We start from the raw sequence: 19,161 nt of genomic DNA on the forward strand, positions 1-19,161 counted from the left end.
GCCGATCGAAGACGTGTTCTCGATCTCGGGCCGCGGCACGGTTGTGACCGGTCGCGTTGAGCGCGGCATCGTGAAGGTGGGTGAAACGGTTGAGATCGTGGGCATCCGCGCGACATCGTCGACCACGGTGACGGGCGTTGAGATGTTCCGCAAGCTGCTGGACCAGGGCCAGGCTGGCGACAACATCGGTGCGCTGGTTCGCGGCGTTGACCGTGACGGCGTTGAGCGTGGCCAGGTTCTGGCCAAGCCGGGTTCTGTGAAGCCGCACAAGAAGTTCAAGGCGGAAGCTTATATCCTGACCAAGGATGAAGGTGGCCGTCACACGCCGTTCTTCACGAACTACCGTCCGCAGTTTTATTTCCGCACCACCGACGTGACGGGCATCGTTTCGTTGGCCGAAGGCACGGAAATGGTGATGCCGGGCGACAATGTGACGGTTGACGTGGAACTGATCGTTCCGGTTGCGATGGAAGAAAAGCTGCGCTTCGCGATCCGCGAAGGCGGCCGCACCGTCGGCGCTGGCGTCGTCATCTCCATCACCGAGTAATCAAGGCACGGGCTCCTCTCACGGCTGCAAGGCAGTCGTGAGATGGCAGCGCAAGGAAGTGACGCAATGAACGGACAAAATATCCGCATCCGCCTGAAAGCGTTCGACCATCGCGTGCTCGACGCTTCCACGCGTGAGATCGTTTCGACGGCAAAACGTACGGGTGCGAATGTACGCGGACCGATCCCGCTCCCGACCCGCATCGAGAAGTTCACCGTGAACCGCTCGCCGCACATCGACAAGAAGAGCCGCGAACAGTTCGAGATGCGCACCCACAAGCGTCTTCTCGACATCGTGGATCCGACCCCGCAAACGGTAGACGCGCTGATGAAGCTCGATCTCGCCGCTGGCGTGGATGTTGAGATCAAGCTTTAGGATGCTTTCGCGACAGGCTTGTGACGCGAGAGCGTGGGCAGCCTGAGGAAGAACAAGAGACGTGGACGGCTGCGGCCGACAGCGAACTCTGAAGGAAACGAACCGATGCGTTCAGGTGTAATTGCACAGAAGTTGGGGATGACGCGCATCTACAACGATGCCGGCGAGCATGTGCCCGTGACGGTTCTCCGCATGGAGAACTGCCAGGTGGTCGCTCAGCGCACCCAGGAAAAGAACGGCTACACGGCCGTGCAGCTTGGCGTTGGCCTTGCGAAGGTGAAGAACACCTCCAAGGCGCTGCGTGGGCATTTTGCCGGCGCGTCCGTCGAGCCCAAGGCGAAAGTCGCCGAGTTCCGGGTGACCCCCGACAATCTGCTGGATGTCGGCGCAGAGATCACGGTTGACCACTTCGTGGCTGGCCAGAAGGTCGATGTCACCGGCACCTCGATCGGCAAGGGCTTCCAGGGTGTTATCAAGCGTCACAACTTCGGTGGTGGCCGCGCAACCCACGGTAACTCGGTATCGCACCGCGTTCACGGCTCGACTGGCCAGCGCCAGGATCCGGGCAAGGTGTTCAAGGGCAAGAAGATGGCCGGCCACATGGGCGACGTTCGCGTCACCACCCAGAATGTGGAGATCGTCTCGACCGATACCGATCGTGGCCTCATCCTGATCCGCGGCGCCGTGCCGGGCTCCAAGGGTGCCTGGATCATGGTCCGTGATGCAGCCAAGGTGGCTTTGCCCGACAATGCGCCGAAGCCGGCTGCCATTCGCGCTGCCGCCGCTCAGGCTTCCAACGAAGCTCCGGCTACTGAAGGGGCCGAATAATGGATCTGACGGTTAAAACACTTGCCGGCGGCGATGCCGGGCAGCTCCAGCTGAACGAAGGCATCTTCGGCCTTGAGCCACGCGACGACATTCTCGCTCGCGTTGTTCGCTGGCAGCTTGCCAAGCGCCAGCAGGGCACACACCAGACCAAGGGCCGCGCGGACATTTCGCGCACTGGCGCTAAGATGTACAAGCAGAAGGGAACGGGCCGCGCTCGTCACTCTTCGGCACGTGCGCCGCAGTTTCGCGGTGGTGGTAAGGCTCACGGCCCGGTTTCGCGCTCCCATGAGCACGATCTGCCGAAGAAGGTTCGTGCGCTTGGCCTGAAGCATGCCTTGTCTGCAAAGGCGAAGGCTTCGAGCCTGATCGTGATCGATGATCTCGCCGTGCAGGATGCCAAGACCAAGGCGCTGCTCGCCAACTTCGCCACGCTTGGGCTGACCAATGCGCTGGTGATCGGTGGCGCCGAGCTCGACCAGAACTTCGCCCGGGCTGCCTCGAACATCCCGAACATCGACGTGCTGCCGATCCAGGGCATCAACGTTTACGACATCATGCGCCGCGGTACGCTTGTTCTTTCCAAGTCGGCCGTGGAAGCTCTCGAGGAGCGCTTCAAATGACGGACCTGCGCCATTACGACGTGATCGTCAGCCCGGCGATCACCGAGAAGTCCACGATGGCTTCCGAATACAACCAGATCGTCTTCAACGTGGCGAAGAAGGCTTCCAAGCCCGAAATCAAGGCCGCTGTTGAAGCTCTGTTCAACGTCAAGGTCACGGCAGTGAACACGCTCGTCCGCAAGGGCAAGGTGAAGCGCTTCCGCGGCACCGTCGGCCAGCAGGGCGACGTAAAGAAGGCCGTAGTGACCCTGGCGGACGGCGACTCGATCGACGTTTCGACGGGTCTGTAAGAAGGCCGGAAGGACAAGAACAATGGCACTCAAGTCATACAATCCGACGACGCCGAGCCAGCGCCAGCTGGTTATCGTCGATCGTTCCGCGCTCTACAAAGGCAAGCCGGTCAAGGCGTTGACCGAGGGTCTGACCAAGAGCGGCGGTCGCAACAACTACGGTCGCATCACCGCCCGCTTCATCGGCGGCGGTCACAAGCGCTCTTACCGCATCATCGACTTCAAGCGTCGCAAGTTCGACGTGACTGGGACGGTGGAGCGTTTGGAATACGATCCGAACCGCACGGCCTTTATCGCGCTCATCCGCTATGAAGATGGCGAGCTGGCTTACATTCTTGCTCCGCAGCGTATTGCTGCCGGTGACAAGGTGGTGGCGGGCGCTTCCGTTGACGTGAAGCCGGGCAACGCAATGCCGCTGCAGGCCATGCCGGTCGGCACCATCATCCACAACGTGGAGATGAAGCCGGGCAAGGGTGGTCAGATTGCACGGTCTGCTGGTGCCTACGCCCAGTTGGTCGGTCGCGACCAGGGCATGGCAATCCTGCGCCTCAACTCCGGTGAACAGCGCATCGTTCATGGCACCTGCATGGCGACCGTCGGCGCGGTGTCCAACCCGGATCACGGCAACATCAACGACGGCAAGGCTGGTCGCACGGTTTGGCGCGGCAAGCGCCCGCACAACCGCGGCGTTGTCATGAACCCGGTCGATCACCCGCACGGCGGTGGTGAAGGCCGCACCTCTGGTGGTCGCCATCCGGTGTCCCCGTGGGGCAAGCCGACCAAGGGCAAGAAGACGCGGTCCAACAAGGCGACCGATAAATTCATCATGCGCTCGCGCCACCAGCGCAAGAGCTAAGAATAGAGGTACGCAGCAGTGACCCGTTCAGTCTGGAAAGGCCCGTTCATTGACGGCTATCTCCTGAAGAAGGCCGACAAGGTTCGCGAAGGCGGCCGCAGCGAAGTGATCAAGATGTGGAGCCGTCGCTCCACCATCCTGCCGCAGTTCGTTGGCCTCACCTTCGGTGTTTACAACGGCCAGAAGCACATTCCGGTCGCCGTGTCCGAGGACATGGTCGGCCACAAGTTCGGTGAGTTCGCTCCCACCCGGACCTATTACGGTCATGGCGCGGACAAGAAGGCGAAGAGGAAGTAACATGGGCAAGGCCAAAGCTCCGCGCCGGCTTGCTGACAACGAGGCGCGCGCCGTTCTGCGCACCATCCGTATCAGCCCGCAGAAGCTGAACCTCGTTGCCGCGCTGATCCGCGGCAAGAAGGTCCAGACCGCGCTGTCGGATCTGGAGTTCTCGCAGAAGCGCATCTCCGGCACCGTCAAGAAGACGTTGGAATCGGCGATCGCTAATGCCGAGAACAATCACAACCTCGATGTCGACGCCCTGGTGGTTGCTGAGGCTTATGTCGGCAAGTCGATCGTGATGAAGCGCTTCCACACCCGTGGTCGTGGCCGCGCCAGCCGCATCGAGAAGCCATTCGCGCACCTGACGATCGTTGTGCGCGAGAAGGAAGAGAAAGTGGAGGCTGCCTGATGGGCCAGAAAGTCAACCCGATCGGTCTGCGCCTCGGCATCAACCGCACGTGGGACTCGCGCTGGTACGCGAACACCGGCGAGTACGGTCAGTTGCTCCATGAGGATCTGAAGATCCGCAAGTACTTGATGAGCGAGCTCAAGCAGGCTGCGATCTCCAAGGTTGTGATCGAGCGTCCGCACAAGAAGTGCCGCGTCACAATTCATGCCGCGCGTCCGGGCCTCATTATCGGCAAGAAGGGTGCGGACATTGAAAAGCTTCGCAAGAAGCTCACGGAGATGACCAAGTCCGAAACGCACCTCAACATCGTTGAAGTGCGCAAGCCGGAGATTGACGCAACGCTGGTTGCCCAGTCGATCGCCCAGCAGCTCGAGCGCCGCATTGCGTTTCGCCGCGCCATGAAGCGCGCCGTGCAGTCGGCAATGCGTCTCGGTGCCGAAGGCATCCGCATCAACTGCTCGGGCCGTCTCGGCGGCGCGGAAATCGCACGTATGGAATGGTACCGCGAAGGTCGCGTGCCACTGCACACGCTGCGCGCCGACGTTGATTACGGGACGGCTGAAGCCCACACCGCCTATGGCATCTGTGGCGTCAAGGTTTGGGTCTTCAAGGGCGAGATCCTGGAACACGATCCGATGGCGTCGGAGCGTCGCGCGACCGAAGGCGAGCAGTCTTCGTCTAATCGCCGCCGCGAGAACGCGTAAGCGGTCGCAAGGAAATTTGGAGTAGAGAACAATGCTGCAGCCAAAGCGCACAAAGTTCCGCAAGCAGTTCAAGGGCCGTATCCACGGCCTGGCCAAGGGCGGCACCGACCTGAACTTCGGTGGCTTTGGTTTGAAGGCGCTTGAGCCGAACCGTGTCACTGCACGCGAGATCGAGGCGGCCCGCCGCGCGATTACTCGCGAAATGAAGCGCCAGGGTCGCGTCTGGATCCGGGTATTCCCGGATCTGCCGGTGACCTCGAAGCCGACCGAAGTCCGCATGGGTAAGGGCAAGGGCGCAATCGATTACTGGGCATGCCGGGTCAAGCCTGGTCGCGTGATGTTCGAGATCGATGGCGTTCCGGAAGAAACGGCGCGCGAGGCTCTTCGCCTTGGTGCTGCCAAGCTTTCGGTTAAAACGCGCTTCATCCAGCGCATCGCAGAATAAGGAAGGGCGAGGATCATGAAGACCGCCGACGTCCGGGCGATGAGCCAGGATCAGATGAACGACAAGCTGGCTGAGCTCAAGAAGGAGCAGTTCAACCTGCGCTTCCAGAAGGCGACCGGCCAGATGGAAAAGACAGCCCGCGTCAAGCAGATCCGCCGCGACATTGCGCGGATCAAAACGATCGCCGCCGAGCAGTCGGCCGGTCAGAAGGCATAAGGAAGACAACGATGCCAAAGCGCGTGATGCAGGGCACTGTGGTCAGTGACAAGAACGAGAAGACGGTTGTGGTCAAGGTGGAGCGTCGCTTCACCCACCCGGTCATGAAGAAGACCATCCGTATGTCTAAGAAGTACAAGGCTCATGATGAGGGCAACGACCACAAGGTGGGCGATGTCGTTTTCATCCAGGAGTCGGCACCGATTTCGCGTGATAAGCGCTGGGTCGTGATTTCGGCCGAAGAAGCCAAGTAAGAACAGTTGACAAGCCGGGGAGGGTGCAAGCCTTCCCTTTGAAAAAGAAGAAGGCGGCCAGTCATGATTCAGATGCAGTCGAACCTCGACGTGGCGGATAATTCCGGTGCGCGTCGCGTCATGTGCATCAAGGTGCTGGGCGGTTCCAAGCGCAAGTACGCTTCCGTGGGCGACGTTATCGTCGTGTCCATCAAGGAAGCGATCCCGCGGGGCCGCGTAAAGAAGGGTGACGTGATGAAGGCCGTCGTGGTTCGCACCGCGAAGGACATTCGCCGTCCCGATGGCAGCGTGATCCGCTTCGACAAGAATGCGGCCGTGCTGATTGACAACAAGAAAGAGCCGATCGGTACGCGTATCTTCGGGCCGGTTCCGCGCGAGTTGCGCGCCAAGAACCACATGAAGATCATCTCGCTCGCGCCAGAAGTGCTCTGAGGAGAACGGACCAATGAACAAGATCCGCAAAGGCGACAAGGTCGTCGTCCTCTCGGGCAAGGACAAGGGCCGCAGCGGCGAAGTGCTGCAGGTCATGCCCAAGGACGACAAAGCACTCGTCCGTGGCGTCAACATCGTGCGCAAGCACCAGAAGCAGACGCAAGCACAGGAAGGCGGCATCATTTCCAAGGAAGCCCCCATCCACCTGTCCAACATTGCGCTCGCCGATCCGAAGGATGGCAAGCCGACGCGTGTCGGCTTCGATGTCCGCGACGGCAAGAAGGTGCGCATTTCCAAGCGCTCGGGAGACGTGATCAATGGCTGAGCAGCAATACACGCCGCGCCTGAAGACGCTTTACCAGGATACGATCAAGGCAGCGCTGCAGGAGCAGTTCTCCTACGCCAACGAGATGCAGATCCCGCGCCTCGACAAGGTCGTGATCAACATGGGCGTGGGCGAAGCAACCGCCGACTCCAAGAAGCCTTCCGTGGCAGCCGAGGACCTCGCCCTGATCGCCGGCCAGAAGGCTGTTGTGACGCGGGCCCGTACCTCCATCGCCGGCTTCAAGGTTCGCGAGAACATGCCGATCGGCGCCAAGGTGACGCTTCGCAAGGAGCGCATGTACGAGTTCGTCGACCGCCTGGTCACAATCGCCTTGCCGCGCGTTCGCGACTTCCGCGGCCTGAACCCGAAAAGCTTCGATGGCCGCGGCAACTTCGCCATGGGCATCAAGGAACACATCGTGTTCCCCGAGATCAACTACGACAAGGTCGACCAGATCTGGGGAATGGACATCATCGTTTGTACGACTGCGGCAACGGATGACGAGGCGAGGGCACTCCTCAAGGCCTTGAACTTCCCGTTCCGCCAGTAACGGCTACGAGCAAAGGATTATCTGAATGGCAAAGACCAGCTCAGTCGAGAAGAACAAGAAGGTCCGCAAGACGGTCAAGCGTTACGCTGCCCAGCGCAAGGCGCTGAAGGACCTGATCATGGACCAGGACAAGCCGATCGAAGAGCGCTTCCGCGCGCAGCTGAAGCTCGCAGCGCTGCCGCGCAACTCGGCCAAGGTCCGTATTCGGAACCGCTGCGAGGTTACGGGTCGTCCGCGCGCCTATTACCGCAAGCTCGGTATGTCGCGTATTGCCTTGCGTGATCTGGGCTCCGTGGGTGCGATCCCCGGCCTGGTCAAGTCGAGCTGGTAAGGGGAACACGTTATGTCGATGACAGATCCTCTCGGCGATATGCTGACCCGTATCCGCAACGCCCTCGGCCGCCGCAAGCAGACGGTTTCAACCCCGTCGTCGCGTTTGCGCCAGCGCGTTCTGGATGTGCTGAAGTCCGAAGGTTACATTCGCGATTATTCGGTGTCTGATTTCGAGAACGGCAAGTCCGAGATCGAGATCCAGCTGAAGTATCACGAAGGTGCTCCGGTGATCCGCGAGATCACCCGCATTTCGAAGCCGGGCCGTCGCGTCTATGTTTCGATGAAAACCATTCCGCACGTGGCCAACGGCCTCGGCATCTCGATCCTGTCGACGCCCAAGGGCGTAATGGCCGATCACGAGGCGCGCGAGCAGAACGTCGGCGGCGAAATCCTCTGCCAGATCTTCTGATCGGCGGACAAGAAGAACGAGGACAAGACCAATGTCTCGTATTGGCAAGAAACCGGTTCCGGTCCCGCAGGGCGTGACCGCAAACGTGAACGGCCAGACCGTCACGGCAAAGGGCCCGAAGGGCGAGCTCAACTTCGTCGTCAATGACGAAGTGCTCGTGAAGATGGAAGGCAGCGACATCTCGGTGGAGCCGCGCGACCAGTCCAAGGACGCGCGCTCCAAGTGGGGCATGTCGCGCACCCAGATCGTCAACATCCTGACGGGTGTCGACAAGGGTTTCGAGCGCCGTCTCGAAATCACGGGCGTCGGCTATCGTGCCGCCATGCAGGGCAAGAACCTGCAACTGGCCCTTGGCTTCAGCCATGACGTCGTTTACGAGACGCCGCAGGGCATCACCATCGCGACGCCGAAGCCGACGGAAATCGTCGTCACCGGCATCGACAAGCAGGCGGTGGGCCAGGTCGCTGCCGAGATTCGCGAGTATCGCGGTCCCGAGCCCTACAAGGGCAAGGGCGTGCGCTATGCTGGCGAGCGGATTGTCCGCAAGGAAGGCAAGAAGAAGTAAGGATCGCCGGTTATGGCCAACAAAGTTGCTCTCAAGAAGCGCGCCTCCCGCATCCGCCGTCAGATCAAGGCGGTTTCCGGTGATCGTCCGCGCTTGTCCGTTCATCGCTCGTCGAAGAACATCTATGCGCAGGTCATCGATGATGCCAGCGGTCACACGCTGGCTGCGGCGTCCACCCTCGAGAGCGATCTCAAGGGCTCGCTGAAGACCGGTGCTGACGCGGCGGCTGCTGCTGCTGTCGGCAAGCTCGTTGCCGAGCGCGCGACGAAAGCGGGTGTCACGCAGGTCGTGTTCGACCGTGGCGCCTACATCTTCCATGGCCGCGTCAAGGCCCTGGCGGAAGCTGCCCGCGAAGGCGGTCTCAGCTTCTAAGACCTGGATTAGTCGCCCCAGCCGGTGCTTTCACGCGCCGGCTGGATTTTATTTCAGCTGTGCTTCCGGAAAAGAACAAGGAACAGGATATGGCACAAGAACGTCGGGAAGGCGGCCGCGAGCGCCGCGACCGCGAAGAGCGTGATGACGGTTTCGTCGACAAGCTCGTTCACATCAACCGTGTTGCCAAGGTCGTAAAGGGTGGTCGTCGCTTCGGCTTCGCCGCACTCGTCGTCGTCGGCGATCAAAAGGGCCGCGTAGGCTTCGGCCACGGCAAGGCACGTGAAGTGCCTGAAGCGATCCGCAAGGCGACTGAAGCTGCCAAGCGCGATTTGATCTTCGTGCCGCTGCGCTCGGGCCGGACGCTCCACCACGACGTGGAAGGCCGCCACGGCGCCGGACGTGTTCTGCTTCGCGCCGCAAAGGCCGGTACCGGTATCATCGCCGGTGGTCCGATGCGCGCTGTGTTTGAAACGCTCGGCATGCACGACGTGGTCGCTAAGTCGATGGGGTCTTCGAACCCGTACAACATGGTTCGTGCGACGTTTGACGCCCTGAAGAGCCAGGTGCATCCTAAGGATGTCGCCGCTGCTCGCGGGATCAAGTTCTCGACCCTCCAGGCTCGTCGCGGCACTGCCGTCACGGCTGAAGAATAAGGAGCGGGATCATGGCAAAAAGCGAAGGCGCCAAGACGCTCGTCGTTGAGCAGATCGGAAGCCCGATCCGCCGTCCCAAGGAACAGCGCGCAACGCTGATCGGACTGGGATTGAACAAGATGCACCGCCGCAGCACTCTGGAAGACACCCCTTCCGTGCGCGGCATGATCGCCAGCGTGCAGCACCTCGTCCGCATCGTGGACGAGGCCTGAGCGAGGAGGCCAACATGAAACTCAATGAAATCCGCGACAACGAAGGCTCCACCTATTCGCGCAAGCGTTTGGGTCGCGGCATCGGCTCTGGGTCTGGCAAGACCGGCGGCCGCGGCGTCAAGGGTCAGAAGGCACGCTCCGGGGTTGCCATCAACGGCTTCGAGGGCGGCCAGATGCCGCTTTATCGTCGCCTTCCGAAGCGCGGCTTCAACAACCTTTTCCGCAAGGATTTTGCGGCGGTTTCGCTGAAGCGGATCCAGGCGGCTGTTGACGCTGGCAAACTTTCTGCTGACGAAACCGTCACGGGCGAAGCTCTGGTGAAGGCCGGCGTTCTGCGCCGTGCCAAGGACGGCGTTCGCCTTCTCAGCGATGGCGAACTGACCTCCAAGCTGTCCTTCGACGTAGCGGGCGCTAGCAAGACCGCGCGCGAAAAGATCGAGAAGGCCGGCGGCTCGCTGAAACTGCCAGAAGCTGCCGCTGAGTAGGTGGTGATGGTCTGGTGGGGATGACCCGCCGGACCGTGCTTGCATCTTTTCCTGCCGGAGCCTATCTCGGGATTTCGGCGAAACGCGGCGCCCGCTTTGTCGGGCGCCTTGTTGCGTAAGGAAGCGCCTTCACACGGCGCGAGCGGAGACTTCCCCATGGCATCTGCTGCAGAGCAGCTCGCATCGAACCTGAACTTCTCTGCCTTTGCCAAGGCCGAGGATCTCAAGCGTCGCATCTGGTTCACCATCGGCGCGCTGCTTGTTTACCGGCTCGGCACCTATATACCGATGCCTGGCATCAATCCCGACGCTTTCGCGCAGGCCTTCCAGCAGCAGTCTGGCGGCGTGCTTGGCATGTTCAACATGTTTGCGGGCGGTGCGGTTGAGCGCATGGCGATCTTCGCGCTCGGCATCATGCCCTACATCTCCGCTTCCATCATCGTGCAGCTCATGACCTCGGTGATTCCGAGCCTTGAAGCGCTGAAGAAGGAAGGCGAGGCGGGCCGCAAGGTTATCAACCAGTACACCCGCTACGGCACCGTGCTTCTGGCGACCGTGCAGGCCTACGGCATCGCGGTCGGGCTTGAAAGCGCAGCCAACCTTGTGGTCGATCCCGGCTGGTTCTTCCGGCTTTCCACCGTGATCACGCTCGTGGGGGGCACCATGTTCCTGATGTGGCTGGGAGAACAGATCACCGCCCGCGGCATCGGCAATGGTATCTCGCTGATCATCTTCGCTGGCATCGTTGCCGGACTGCCGGTTGCCATCAGCGGGACGCTTGAACTTGGCCGCACCGGCGCGCTGTCCACTGGACTGATTCTCGCCATCCTCATCCTTGCGGTGGCGGTGATCGCCATCATCGTGTTCTTTGAGCGCGCACAACGTCGGCTGCTGATCCAGTATCCAAAGCGCCAGGTCGGCAACCGGATGTTCCAGGGCGACACGTCGCATCTGCCGCTGAAGCTCAACACGGCGGGCGTGATTCCGCCGATCTTCGCCTCGTCGCTGCTGCTGTTGCCGGCAACGGCCGCCGGCTTCACGAACAGCACGGAATTGCCGGGCTGGGCTGGCAGCGTGCTCGCGGCCCTGGGGCACGGTCAGCCGCTTTACATGCTGCTTTATGCGGCGCTGATCATGTTTTTCTGCTTCTTCTACACGGCCATCGTCTTCAATCCGAAGGACACGGCTGACCAGCTCAAGAAGCATTCGGGCTTCATCCCGGGCTATCGCCCTGGCGAGCGCACGGCAGACTATATCGATTACGTCCTGACACGCATTACGGTGGTCGGCGCGATCTACATCACTCTGGTTTGCTTGCTGCCGGAGTTCCTGATTTCGGCCACCGGTGTCCCGTTCTATCTTGGCGGCACCTCGCTTCTGATCGTTGTCAGCGTCACGCTTGATACCGTCGCGCAGATCCAGGGCCATCTGGTCGCACATCAGTACGAGGGACTGATCAAGAAGTCGAAGCTACGTGGAGGGAAGAGGGGACGATGAGGCTTATTCTGCTTGGACCCCCGGGGGCGGGTAAAGGCACGCAGGCGCAGCGCCTAGTGGAGCGGCACGGAATCCCGCAGCTTTCAACGGGAGACATGCTGCGTGCCGCTGTCAAGGCTGGGTCGGACGTCGGGCTAAGAGCGAAGGCGGTTATGGACTCCGGTCAACTCGTGTCCGACGACATCGTCAACCAAATCGTGTCGGAGCGGGTGGAGCAGCCGGATTGTGCGAAAGGCTTCATTCTCGATGGCTTTCCCCGTACGGTTCCGCAGGCGGAAGCCCTGAACGACATCCTCGCTGCCAAAGACATGAAGCTCGACGCGGTCGTTGAGTTGAAGGTGGATGAGGCTGCTTTGATGCAGCGCATCGAGAAGCGCGTAGCCGATACGGTTGCCGCGGGCGGGGTGGTCCGGGCGGATGACAATGCGGAAGCCTTCGCCAAGCGTCTTGAAGAGTACCGCGCGAAAACCGCGCCTCTGTCTTCCTATTACGAGAAGACCGGGCAGTTGCGAACCGTTGATGGCATGGCCGACATGGATGTGGTGACTGCAGCGATCGAAGAGATCGTGGGCGGGCGCTGAGGCGCCGGCCGAAAACGAAGTACCGGCTGTTGACGAGTCGCCGTGTTCGCACTATACGGGCGGCCTGCTATCAGACACGTGGCTGAATGGCCTCTCCGGTTGTGGCATTGACGTCGCGACCGAACAACCCGCAAGGGCCGGCCTCCACCGGACGCGGGATAATCAATCGCCGGTTCAACCGGCCGACATGGAGTAGACACATGGCTCGTATCGCGGGCGTTAACATCCCGACCAACAAGCGCGTCGTTATTGCGCTGCAGTACATTCACGGCATCGGCAAGCATTTTGCTCAGGAGATCGTCGACAAGGTCGGCATCCCCGCCGAACGCCGCGTCAACCAGCTGACCGACGCTGAAGTCCTGCAGATCCGCGAAGCGATTGATCGTGATTACCAGGTAGAAGGCGATCTTCGCCGCGAAACCTCGATGAACATCAAGCGCCTGATGGACCTCGGTTCGTATCGCGGCTTGCGTCACCGCCGCAACCTGCCGGTTCGCGGCCAGCGCACGCATACGAATGCGCGCACCCGCAAGGGTCCGGCTAAGGCAATCGCCGGCAAGAAGAAGTAATCGGCGAGGCGACTATGCGGATTAGGCGAACAGGTGAATGATGGGGCAAAGCCTCCCCTATTCACCTATTTGCCTGCTCACTTAGTCGCTTCGTAAGGTGGAGCCGCTGGCACTACGGCGGCGTAGAGATCAATAAGAAAGGACTACCATGGCCAAGGATGCCGGTCGCATTCGCCGTCGCGAACGCAAGAACATCTCGTCGGGCGTCGCCCACGTGAACTCGACCTTCAACAACACGATGGTGACGATCACCGACGCGCAGGGCAATGCGATCGCTTGGTCGTCGGCTGGCGCGCAGGGCTTCAAGGGTTCGCGTAAGTCGACCCCTTTCGCTGCTCAGATGGCTGCTGAAGATTGCGCCAAGAAGGCGCAGGAACACGGCATGCGCACGCTTGAGGTTGAAGTGTCGGGCCCGGGCTCGGGTCGTGAGTCCGCGTTGCGCGCCCTTCAGGCTGCCGGGTTCACCATCACCTCGATCCGCGACGTGACGCCGATCCCGCACAATGGCTGCCGCCCGCGCAAGAAGCGCCGCGTCTAAGCCGCACCAATCTGAGCCGCGATTGCGCCGGGCAGCTTGCCTGGCGTTTCGTGGTTTCTCCGAGCCGATGATTGCCACGATTGGATGGTGGCAACGCAGGAAGGAATGAAACGAATGATCCAGAAAAACTGGCAAGAACTGATCAAGCCGAACAAGGTCGAGTTCTCATCGAAGAACAAGACGTTGACGACGCTTGTTGCCGAGCCGCTTGAGCGTGGTTTCGGGTTGACGCTGGGCAACGCCCTGCGTCGCGTGCTGCTTTCTTCGCTTCGCGGTGCTGCTGTCACCGCCGTGCAGATTGACGGCGTGCTGCATGAATTCTCCTCGATCCCCGGCGTCCGCGAAGATGTCACGGACATCGTGCTGAACATCAAGGAAATCGCCATCCGCATGGAAGGCGATGGACCCAAGCGCATGGTCGTGCGCAAGTCGGGACCAGGAACGGTGACAGCCGGCGACATCCAAACGGTGGGCGATGTCGAGATCCTCAATCCCGACCACGCGATCTGCACGCTCGACGAGGGCGCGGAGATCCGCATGGAATTCACCGTGGATACCGGCAAGGGCTATGTACCCGCTGACCGAAACCGCGCCGAAGACGCGCCAATCGGCCTGATCCCGGTCGACAGCCTGTATTCGCCGGTGAAGAAGGTGTCCTACAAGGTCGAGAACACCCGCGAGGGCCAGGTTCTCGATTACGACAAGCTGACCATGTCGATCGAGACCAATGGTTCGATCACGGGTGAAGATGCTGTTGCGTTCGCTGCCCGCATCCTGCAGGACCAGCTCGGCCTGTTCGTCAACTTCGACGAGCCGCAGAAGGAGCAGGTTTCCGAGCAGGTCACGGAGCTTGCCTTCAACCCGTCGCTTCTCAAGAAGGTCGACGAGCTGGAGCTTTCGGTACGTTCGGCAAACTGCCTGAAGAACGACAACATCGTTTACATCGGCGACCTGATCCAGAAGTCGGAAGCAGAGATGCTGCGGACCCCGAACTTTGGCCGCAAGTCGCTGAACGAGATCAAGGAAGTTCTCGCTGCCATGGGTCTGCACCTTGGCATGGAAGTGGCCGAATGGCCGCCAGAGAACATCGACGATCTCGCCAAGCGTTACGAAGACCAGTATTGAGCCAACATCAGCCTGGAAGCGACTTCCGCTTTCCGGCTTAAACCCAAAGGAGATTAGCCATGCGCCATGGACGTGCCCATCGCCGGTTGAATCGGACCCATAGCCACCGCAAGGCACTGTTCACCAACATGGCTGCCTCGCTGATTGAACACGAGCAGATCGTGACGACGTTGCCGAAGGCCAAGGAGCTTCGCCCCATCGTGGAGAAGCTGGTGACCCTCGGCAAGCGTGGCGACCTGCATGCTCGCCGCCAGGCCATCAGCGCCATTGGCAGCGAAGCAATGGCCAAGCGCCTGTTCGACACCATTGCTCCGCGCTATGCCACCCGCAATGGTGGTTATCTGCGCATCATGAAGGCGGGCTTCCGTCATGGCGACAATGCTGCCATGGCTGTGATCGAATTCGTGGATCGCGATGTTTCCGCCAAGGGCGCGGCAGATCGTGCCCGTCACGAAGCTGAACAAGCCGAGGAAAACGAGGCGGCCTGATCGGCTTCCACGTATTCATTGACGATGAGAGGGGCCTTTCGGCCCCTTTTTCTTTCTTGAAGCACCAGGTGCCGTGTGATGTGTATGGCATCCCCGCCCTGATCGCTTACATAACCTGCGCTTGTTCGCAGGGATTCGGTTCATGCCTTTCTTTAAACGATCCGCCGTGGCTGCGTTCGGCCTCGCAACTCTGCTCCTGTTCGGCCAGTCGGCCATGGGCCAAGACAACGGAGGAGGCTTGCGCTCGCTCCTGCGCAATCTTCTTGGCAGCGAGCAGCCAGAAACGAGTCCTGTCGAGCCGGCAACGCCCGGCGAGCGGATGCGGCGGGTGCCATTCGGGCAAGAGGAACTCCAGCTTTCGTTTGCACCTCTGGTAAAGGCCACCGCTCCAGCCGTTGTGAATGTTTACGCGTCGCGGCAGCCGCAGGGGATGCGCTCGCCTTTTGCCGGCGATCCATTTTTCGAGCAGTTCTTCGGCCGGCAATTACCGCCGCGGGCCCAGTCGGCGTTGGGGTCCGGCGTTATTGTCGACCCTTCCGGTCTCGTGGTGACGAACTACCACGTCATCAAGGACGCCGACGAGATCCGCGTTGCGATGGCGGACGGACGGGAGTTTCAATCAAGCATTCTCCTGCGCGACGAGTCGCTCGATCTTGCGGTGCTTCAGATCGAGGGCGGGGGTACATTTCCGGTGGTGGCCGTTGGCGACTCCGAGGCTCTGCAGGTCGGAGACCTCGTTCTAGCGATCGGGAACCCGTTCGGCGTGGGGCAAACAACCACCAGCGGCATCGTGTCGGCGCTTGCGCGGACCCACATCGGCGTTAATGATTTCGGCTTCTTTATCCAGACCGATGCGGCCATCAATCCCGGCAATTCGGGCGGCGCGCTGATCGACATGGGCGGGCGGCTGGTCGGCATCAACACGGCGATCTACAGCCGCTCCGGCGGCTCGATCGGAATCGGCTTTGCGATCCCGTCGAACATCGTTCGCGCCGTTGTTGCCTCGGCAAAGGCCGGCAACGACTACTTCGAACGGCCCTATGTGGGCGCGACCTTCGACGCTGTCACGCCCAACATCGCAGAAGCGCTCGGAATGTCCCTCCCGCGCGGCGCGCTTGTTGCGGATGTGGCTGAAGAGGGACCGGCGGAAAAGGCCGGCCTGCGGGCGGGCGACGTCGTCCTTTCCATGAACGGGATGCCCATCTTGAACCCCGATGGGCTGGGTTACAGGCTTGCAACGCAGGAGATTGGAAGCACCGCCACCATGCGCGTGATGCGGTCCGGGGCTGAACGGGACGTCACCATTGAGCTCGCACGAGCACCCGAAAGCGAGGCGGGCGAGGTGGAGATCAGCGGGCCAAGTCCACTGGCAGGTGTGAGGGTTGCCGAGCTGTCGCCGGGTCTCGCCCAGCGCATCGGCATGCCCATCAACAAGGTCGGCGTGGTCGTGGTGGATGTGAAAGCGCCGTCACCAGCTGCTGACGTCGGCTTTCGGCCAAAGGACGTGATCCGCGAGGTCAATGACGTCGAGATTACAGGTGCGCAGGACCTCAGCGAAGCGACATCCGCCCGTGCACGCTGGTGGCGCCTTGTGATCGAGCGCGACGGGCGCCTGATCCAGCAGACCCTGCGCTTCTGATGGCTGATCTTTTCGGCGCCGGCGATGGAGCGAAACGGGGTGCGGCGGACCCGTCGCCGCGACCCCTTGCTGATCGTTTGCGCCCGAAGACGCTTGGCGAGGTGGTGGGGCAGGAACACATCACGGGAGAGGACGGCGTCCTTACACGGATGATCGCGTCCGGCTCGCTGGGCTCGATGATCTTTTGGGGACCACCCGGCACGGGCAAGACCACTGTCGCCCGGTTGCTTGCCCACCAAACCAACTTTGCCTTTGAACAGATCTCAGCCGTGTTCTCCGGCGTCGCCGACCTGAAAAAGGTGTTTGATGCGGCCAGGCTTCGCCGCGGCAATAGCCGACAGACCCTGCTTTTCGTGGATGAAATCCACCGCTTCAACCGGGCGCAGCAGGATTCGTTTCTGCCCGTCATGGAAGACGGCACGGTCGTGCTGATCGGTGCCACAACGGAGAACCCGTCCTTCGAGCTCAATGCGGCTTTGCTGTCGCGTGCACGCGTTCTGACCTTCAAAGCCCATTCGGAAGACAGCATCGGCAAGCTGCTGGCGCGTGCGGAGGAGGTGGAGAATAAGCCACTGCCGCTGGATGACGATGCGCGGGCAATGCTCATTCGCATGGCGGACGGCGACGGGCGTGCTTCCCTGACGCTGGCCGAGGAAGTCTGGCGCACTGCCAAACCCGGCGAGATCTTTGATGGTGGCGGACTCGTGCGGGTCGTGCAGCGCCGTGCCCCGGTCTACGACAAGAGCCAGGACGGCCACTACAATCTCATCTCGGCCCTTCACAAGTCGGTGCGCGGCTCCGACCCCGATGCGTCTCTGTATTACCTGGCCCGCATGCTCGATGCCGGCGAGAACCCGCTTTACATCGGCCGCCGCCTCGTGCGCATGGCTGTGGAAGACATCGGCCTTGCCGATCCCCAGGCATTGGTTATCGCCAACGCGGCCAAAGACGCCTTTGATTACCTCGGCTCGCCGGAGGGCGAACTGGCGCTGGCAGAAGCTTGCGTTTATCTGGCAACCGCGCCCAAGTCGAATGGCGTGTACACCGCCTTCAAGGCTGCCATGCGGGCCGCCAAGGAGCACGGTTCTCTCGTTCCGCCCAAGCACATCCTCAACGCGCCGACCAAGCTCATGAAGGACGAGGACTACGGACAGGGCTACGCCTATGACCATGACGAACCCGAAGCATTTTCCGGCCAGAACTATTTTCCGGAAAAGCTTGGCCGCCCGACCTTCTATGATCCGCCCGACCGCGGCTTTGAGCGGGAAATTCGCAAGCGATTGGATTATTGGTCGAAGCTTCGCCGGGAACGGCAGGGCTGAGGCCTGCTTCCACCCTTCAGCTTCCTAGGATGATCCCCATGAACGACTCCTCCGCCGCTGCTGACAAGCCGTTGACGACCCGCATCAAGCACGAGCTGGTTCGGCGCCGCTTGACTGTAAAGGCAGTCGATCGCCTGTCGCCCGGAATGGTGCGCATCCTGCTCGGGGGTGACGAATTGAAGGGCTTTACTAGCGCAGCTCCGGATGACCACATCAAGCTCTTCTTCGGCGACGACATGCGTGACTTCACGCCGCGCTTTTATGATCCGGAAGAGAACACGCTTGCGGTCGACTTCGTTCTTCACGCGGGCGGCCCGGCCGGCGACTTCGCGGCACGAGCGAAGGTCGGTGACCACCTCACCATCGGCGGTCCGCGTGGTTCCCTCGTCGTTTCGGATGAGGTGACGAGGTGGTTGCTGATCGGCGATGAAACGGCGCTGCCGGCGATCGCGCGGCGTCTGGAGGAGCTGCGGCCCGGCAACCGTGCGCAAGCCGTGGTTGTTGTTGCGGATCCCGACGAGGAACAGCCGCTCACATCACCCGCCGATTGCCGCGTCACCTGGGTGCACCGCCCCGCTTCACAAGCTGGCGACGCGACTGCCGTGATCGACGTGGTGCGGGCGCTCTTGCTTACACCTGACACTTTCATCTTCGTGGGGGCGGAAGCGTCGGTCGCCAAGGCTCTGCGGCATCATCTTCTTGAACGCGGACATCCGCGCGCCTGGATCAAGGCTGCAGGCTACTGGGTTAAAGGTGCGCCGGGTGAGCACCAGCCGCTGGACGACTGAGAATCCAAGCTTTGTTAAGTGATGCGGCTGTAGAGGTAAAGCATCCATCTGCAGGACGCTTATGTCACAAGCAAATCCCATCGCACTGATCAGCAGGAAGACTGGCAACTGGTGGGCTGACGATCGTCGCCATTGGTGTGCTTACTGCGGTGACAAGCTGGAGGGCAAAGCTGGTAGCACACCCAAAGCAACACGCGACCACGTTCTGCCGCGCGCCCACCTTGGACGTCACGTCACCATTCCGGCTTGCCGGCCTTGCAATCAGGCAAAGGCGAACACGAGCTTGCCCGACTTCCTCCTGACGCCGTACTTCGCATCTGTAAGAGCACGGGAACGATCGACACGCTGGCCACTGCGGGACCTTTGGCTCGTGATGGCCTTGGCGGCTGTGGAACAGGCGCGAAGCCTGAGCGATACCTGGCCCGACAGTTCGGCCTAGCGCCAGCTTGACC

32 protein-coding genes are annotated in these 19,161 nt (G+C 61.3%); all 32 read left to right on the plus strand.

The window, feature by feature from the left end; translation table 11 throughout:
- Positions 1-547 (plus strand): EF-Tu C-terminal domain-related protein (locus tag J5Y06_RS19730; RefSeq protein WP_245248161.1); only part of this gene is annotated, 547 nt, incomplete at its 5' end.
- A gap of 66 nt (positions 548-613) precedes the next feature.
- Entirely contained in the window at positions 614-922 is a 309-nt protein-coding gene (gene rpsJ, locus J5Y06_RS19735; RefSeq protein ID WP_007066362.1) for a 30S ribosomal protein S10, read from the plus strand.
- Between the two features lie 105 nt (positions 923-1,027).
- Positions 1,028-1,750: a 50S ribosomal protein L3 gene (gene rplC / locus J5Y06_RS19740; RefSeq protein ID WP_209336919.1), complete on the plus strand. Its 723-nt coding sequence runs from the start codon at positions 1,028-1,030 to the stop codon at positions 1,748-1,750.
- Entirely contained in the window at positions 1,750-2,370 is a 621-nt protein-coding gene (gene rplD / locus J5Y06_RS19745; protein WP_209336920.1) for a 50S ribosomal protein L4, read from the plus strand. The genes rplC and rplD overlap by 1 nt, the downstream gene beginning before the upstream one ends.
- A complete protein-coding gene (locus J5Y06_RS19750) occupies positions 2,367-2,660 on the plus strand; it encodes a 50S ribosomal protein L23 (protein WP_209336921.1) in 294 nt (97 codons plus the stop codon). The genes rplD and J5Y06_RS19750 overlap by 4 nt, the downstream gene beginning before the upstream one ends.
- A gap of 22 nt (positions 2,661-2,682) precedes the next feature.
- Positions 2,683-3,516: a 50S ribosomal protein L2 gene (gene rplB / locus J5Y06_RS19755; RefSeq protein WP_209336922.1), complete on the plus strand. Its 834-nt coding sequence runs from the start codon at positions 2,683-2,685 to the stop codon at positions 3,514-3,516.
- 18 nt (positions 3,517-3,534) lie between these two features.
- Positions 3,535-3,813 (plus strand): 30S ribosomal protein S19, encoded by a 279-nt coding sequence (gene rpsS, locus J5Y06_RS19760; protein WP_209336923.1) that lies wholly within the window; start codon positions 3,535-3,537, stop codon positions 3,811-3,813.
- 1 nt (position 3,814) lies between these two features.
- Positions 3,815-4,204 carry a 50S ribosomal protein L22 gene (rplV, locus tag J5Y06_RS19765; protein WP_209336924.1) on the plus strand — a complete coding sequence of 130 codons (390 nt, stop codon included), beginning with the start codon at positions 3,815-3,817 and terminating at the stop codon, positions 4,202-4,204.
- Positions 4,204-4,908 (plus strand): 30S ribosomal protein S3, encoded by a 705-nt coding sequence (rpsC, locus tag J5Y06_RS19770; RefSeq protein ID WP_209336925.1) that lies wholly within the window; start codon positions 4,204-4,206, stop codon positions 4,906-4,908. Before rplV ends, rpsC begins: the two co-directional genes overlap by 1 nt.
- Positions 4,909-4,939: 31 nt before the next feature.
- Positions 4,940-5,353 (plus strand): 50S ribosomal protein L16, encoded by a 414-nt coding sequence (rplP, locus tag J5Y06_RS19775; RefSeq protein WP_209336926.1) that lies wholly within the window; start codon positions 4,940-4,942, stop codon positions 5,351-5,353.
- Between the two features lie 15 nt (positions 5,354-5,368).
- Positions 5,369-5,569 (plus strand): 50S ribosomal protein L29, encoded by a 201-nt coding sequence (gene rpmC, locus J5Y06_RS19780; RefSeq protein ID WP_209336927.1) that lies wholly within the window; start codon positions 5,369-5,371, stop codon positions 5,567-5,569.
- 11 nt (positions 5,570-5,580) lie between these two features.
- Entirely contained in the window at positions 5,581-5,823 is a 243-nt protein-coding gene (rpsQ, locus tag J5Y06_RS19785; RefSeq protein WP_209336928.1) for a 30S ribosomal protein S17, read from the plus strand.
- A gap of 63 nt (positions 5,824-5,886) precedes the next feature.
- Positions 5,887-6,255, plus strand: coding sequence for a 50S ribosomal protein L14 (gene rplN / locus J5Y06_RS19790; protein ID WP_209336929.1), 369 nt, complete (start codon positions 5,887-5,889; stop codon positions 6,253-6,255).
- A gap of 13 nt (positions 6,256-6,268) precedes the next feature.
- On the plus strand, positions 6,269-6,580 hold the full coding sequence (gene rplX / locus J5Y06_RS19795; RefSeq protein ID WP_209336930.1) for a 50S ribosomal protein L24: 312 nt from the start codon (positions 6,269-6,271) through the stop codon (positions 6,578-6,580).
- Complete coding sequence (gene rplE / locus J5Y06_RS19800; protein WP_209336931.1) at positions 6,573-7,130, plus strand: 50S ribosomal protein L5; 558 nt, start codon at positions 6,573-6,575, stop codon at positions 7,128-7,130. The genes rplX and rplE overlap by 8 nt, the downstream gene beginning before the upstream one ends.
- Before the next feature lie 25 nt (positions 7,131-7,155).
- Positions 7,156-7,461 (plus strand): 30S ribosomal protein S14, encoded by a 306-nt coding sequence (gene rpsN, locus J5Y06_RS19805; protein WP_209336932.1) that lies wholly within the window; start codon positions 7,156-7,158, stop codon positions 7,459-7,461.
- Between the two features lie 12 nt (positions 7,462-7,473).
- A complete protein-coding gene (rpsH, locus tag J5Y06_RS19810) occupies positions 7,474-7,872 on the plus strand; it encodes a 30S ribosomal protein S8 (RefSeq protein ID WP_209336933.1) in 399 nt (132 codons plus the stop codon).
- Positions 7,873-7,903: 31 nt separating this feature from the next.
- Entirely contained in the window at positions 7,904-8,437 is a 534-nt protein-coding gene (gene rplF, locus J5Y06_RS19815; protein WP_209336934.1) for a 50S ribosomal protein L6, read from the plus strand.
- A gap of 12 nt (positions 8,438-8,449) precedes the next feature.
- Positions 8,450-8,809: a 50S ribosomal protein L18 gene (rplR, locus tag J5Y06_RS19820; RefSeq protein WP_209336935.1), complete on the plus strand. Its 360-nt coding sequence runs from the start codon at positions 8,450-8,452 to the stop codon at positions 8,807-8,809.
- Between the two features lie 89 nt (positions 8,810-8,898).
- Complete coding sequence (rpsE, locus tag J5Y06_RS19825) at positions 8,899-9,465, plus strand: 30S ribosomal protein S5 (protein ID WP_209336936.1); 567 nt, start codon at positions 8,899-8,901, stop codon at positions 9,463-9,465.
- Positions 9,466-9,476: 11 nt separating this feature from the next.
- Positions 9,477-9,677, plus strand: a complete 201-nt coding sequence (gene rpmD, locus J5Y06_RS19830; RefSeq protein WP_209336937.1) for a 50S ribosomal protein L30 — start codon at positions 9,477-9,479, stop codon at positions 9,675-9,677.
- A 14-nt stretch (positions 9,678-9,691) separates the two neighbouring features.
- Complete coding sequence (gene rplO / locus J5Y06_RS19835; protein WP_209336938.1) at positions 9,692-10,162, plus strand: 50S ribosomal protein L15; 471 nt, start codon at positions 9,692-9,694, stop codon at positions 10,160-10,162.
- Positions 10,163-10,318: 156 nt separating this feature from the next.
- Positions 10,319-11,659, plus strand: coding sequence for a preprotein translocase subunit SecY (gene secY / locus J5Y06_RS19840; protein WP_209336939.1), 1,341 nt, complete (start codon positions 10,319-10,321; stop codon positions 11,657-11,659).
- The gene (locus J5Y06_RS19845; RefSeq protein WP_209336940.1) at positions 11,656-12,240 is read left to right on the plus strand and encodes an adenylate kinase; all 585 of its coding nucleotides are present in this window, start codon (positions 11,656-11,658) and stop codon (positions 12,238-12,240) included. Before secY ends, J5Y06_RS19845 begins: the two co-directional genes overlap by 4 nt.
- Positions 12,241-12,440: 200 nt before the next feature.
- Positions 12,441-12,809 (plus strand): 30S ribosomal protein S13, encoded by a 369-nt coding sequence (rpsM, locus tag J5Y06_RS19850; RefSeq protein ID WP_209336941.1) that lies wholly within the window; start codon positions 12,441-12,443, stop codon positions 12,807-12,809.
- A gap of 148 nt (positions 12,810-12,957) precedes the next feature.
- On the plus strand, positions 12,958-13,347 hold the full coding sequence (rpsK, locus tag J5Y06_RS19855) for a 30S ribosomal protein S11 (RefSeq protein WP_209336942.1): 390 nt from the start codon (positions 12,958-12,960) through the stop codon (positions 13,345-13,347).
- A gap of 114 nt (positions 13,348-13,461) precedes the next feature.
- Positions 13,462-14,472 carry a DNA-directed RNA polymerase subunit alpha gene (locus tag J5Y06_RS19860; protein WP_209336943.1) on the plus strand — a complete coding sequence of 337 codons (1,011 nt, stop codon included), beginning with the start codon at positions 13,462-13,464 and terminating at the stop codon, positions 14,470-14,472.
- Positions 14,473-14,531: 59 nt separating this feature from the next.
- Entirely contained in the window at positions 14,532-14,960 is a 429-nt protein-coding gene (rplQ, locus tag J5Y06_RS19865) for a 50S ribosomal protein L17 (protein WP_209336944.1), read from the plus strand.
- Positions 14,961-15,102: 142 nt separating this feature from the next.
- A complete protein-coding gene (locus J5Y06_RS19870) occupies positions 15,103-16,599 on the plus strand; it encodes a DegQ family serine endoprotease (RefSeq protein WP_245248163.1) in 1,497 nt (498 codons plus the stop codon).
- Positions 16,599-17,921 carry a replication-associated recombination protein A gene (locus J5Y06_RS19875; protein WP_209336945.1) on the plus strand — a complete coding sequence of 441 codons (1,323 nt, stop codon included), beginning with the start codon at positions 16,599-16,601 and terminating at the stop codon, positions 17,919-17,921. The genes J5Y06_RS19870 and J5Y06_RS19875 overlap by 1 nt, the downstream gene beginning before the upstream one ends.
- A gap of 29 nt (positions 17,922-17,950) precedes the next feature.
- On the plus strand, positions 17,951-18,709 hold the full coding sequence (locus tag J5Y06_RS19880; protein WP_209336946.1) for a siderophore-interacting protein: 759 nt from the start codon (positions 17,951-17,953) through the stop codon (positions 18,707-18,709).
- Positions 18,710-18,770: 61 nt separating this feature from the next.
- Complete coding sequence (locus J5Y06_RS23630; protein ID WP_209336947.1) at positions 18,771-19,148, plus strand: HNH endonuclease; 378 nt, start codon at positions 18,771-18,773, stop codon at positions 19,146-19,148.
- The last annotated feature ends 13 nt before the right edge of the window (positions 19,149-19,161 follow it).

The organism is Tianweitania sediminis (genome assembly GCF_017813335.1).
GTDB lineage: Bacteria > Pseudomonadota > Alphaproteobacteria > Rhizobiales > Rhizobiaceae > Tianweitania > Tianweitania sediminis.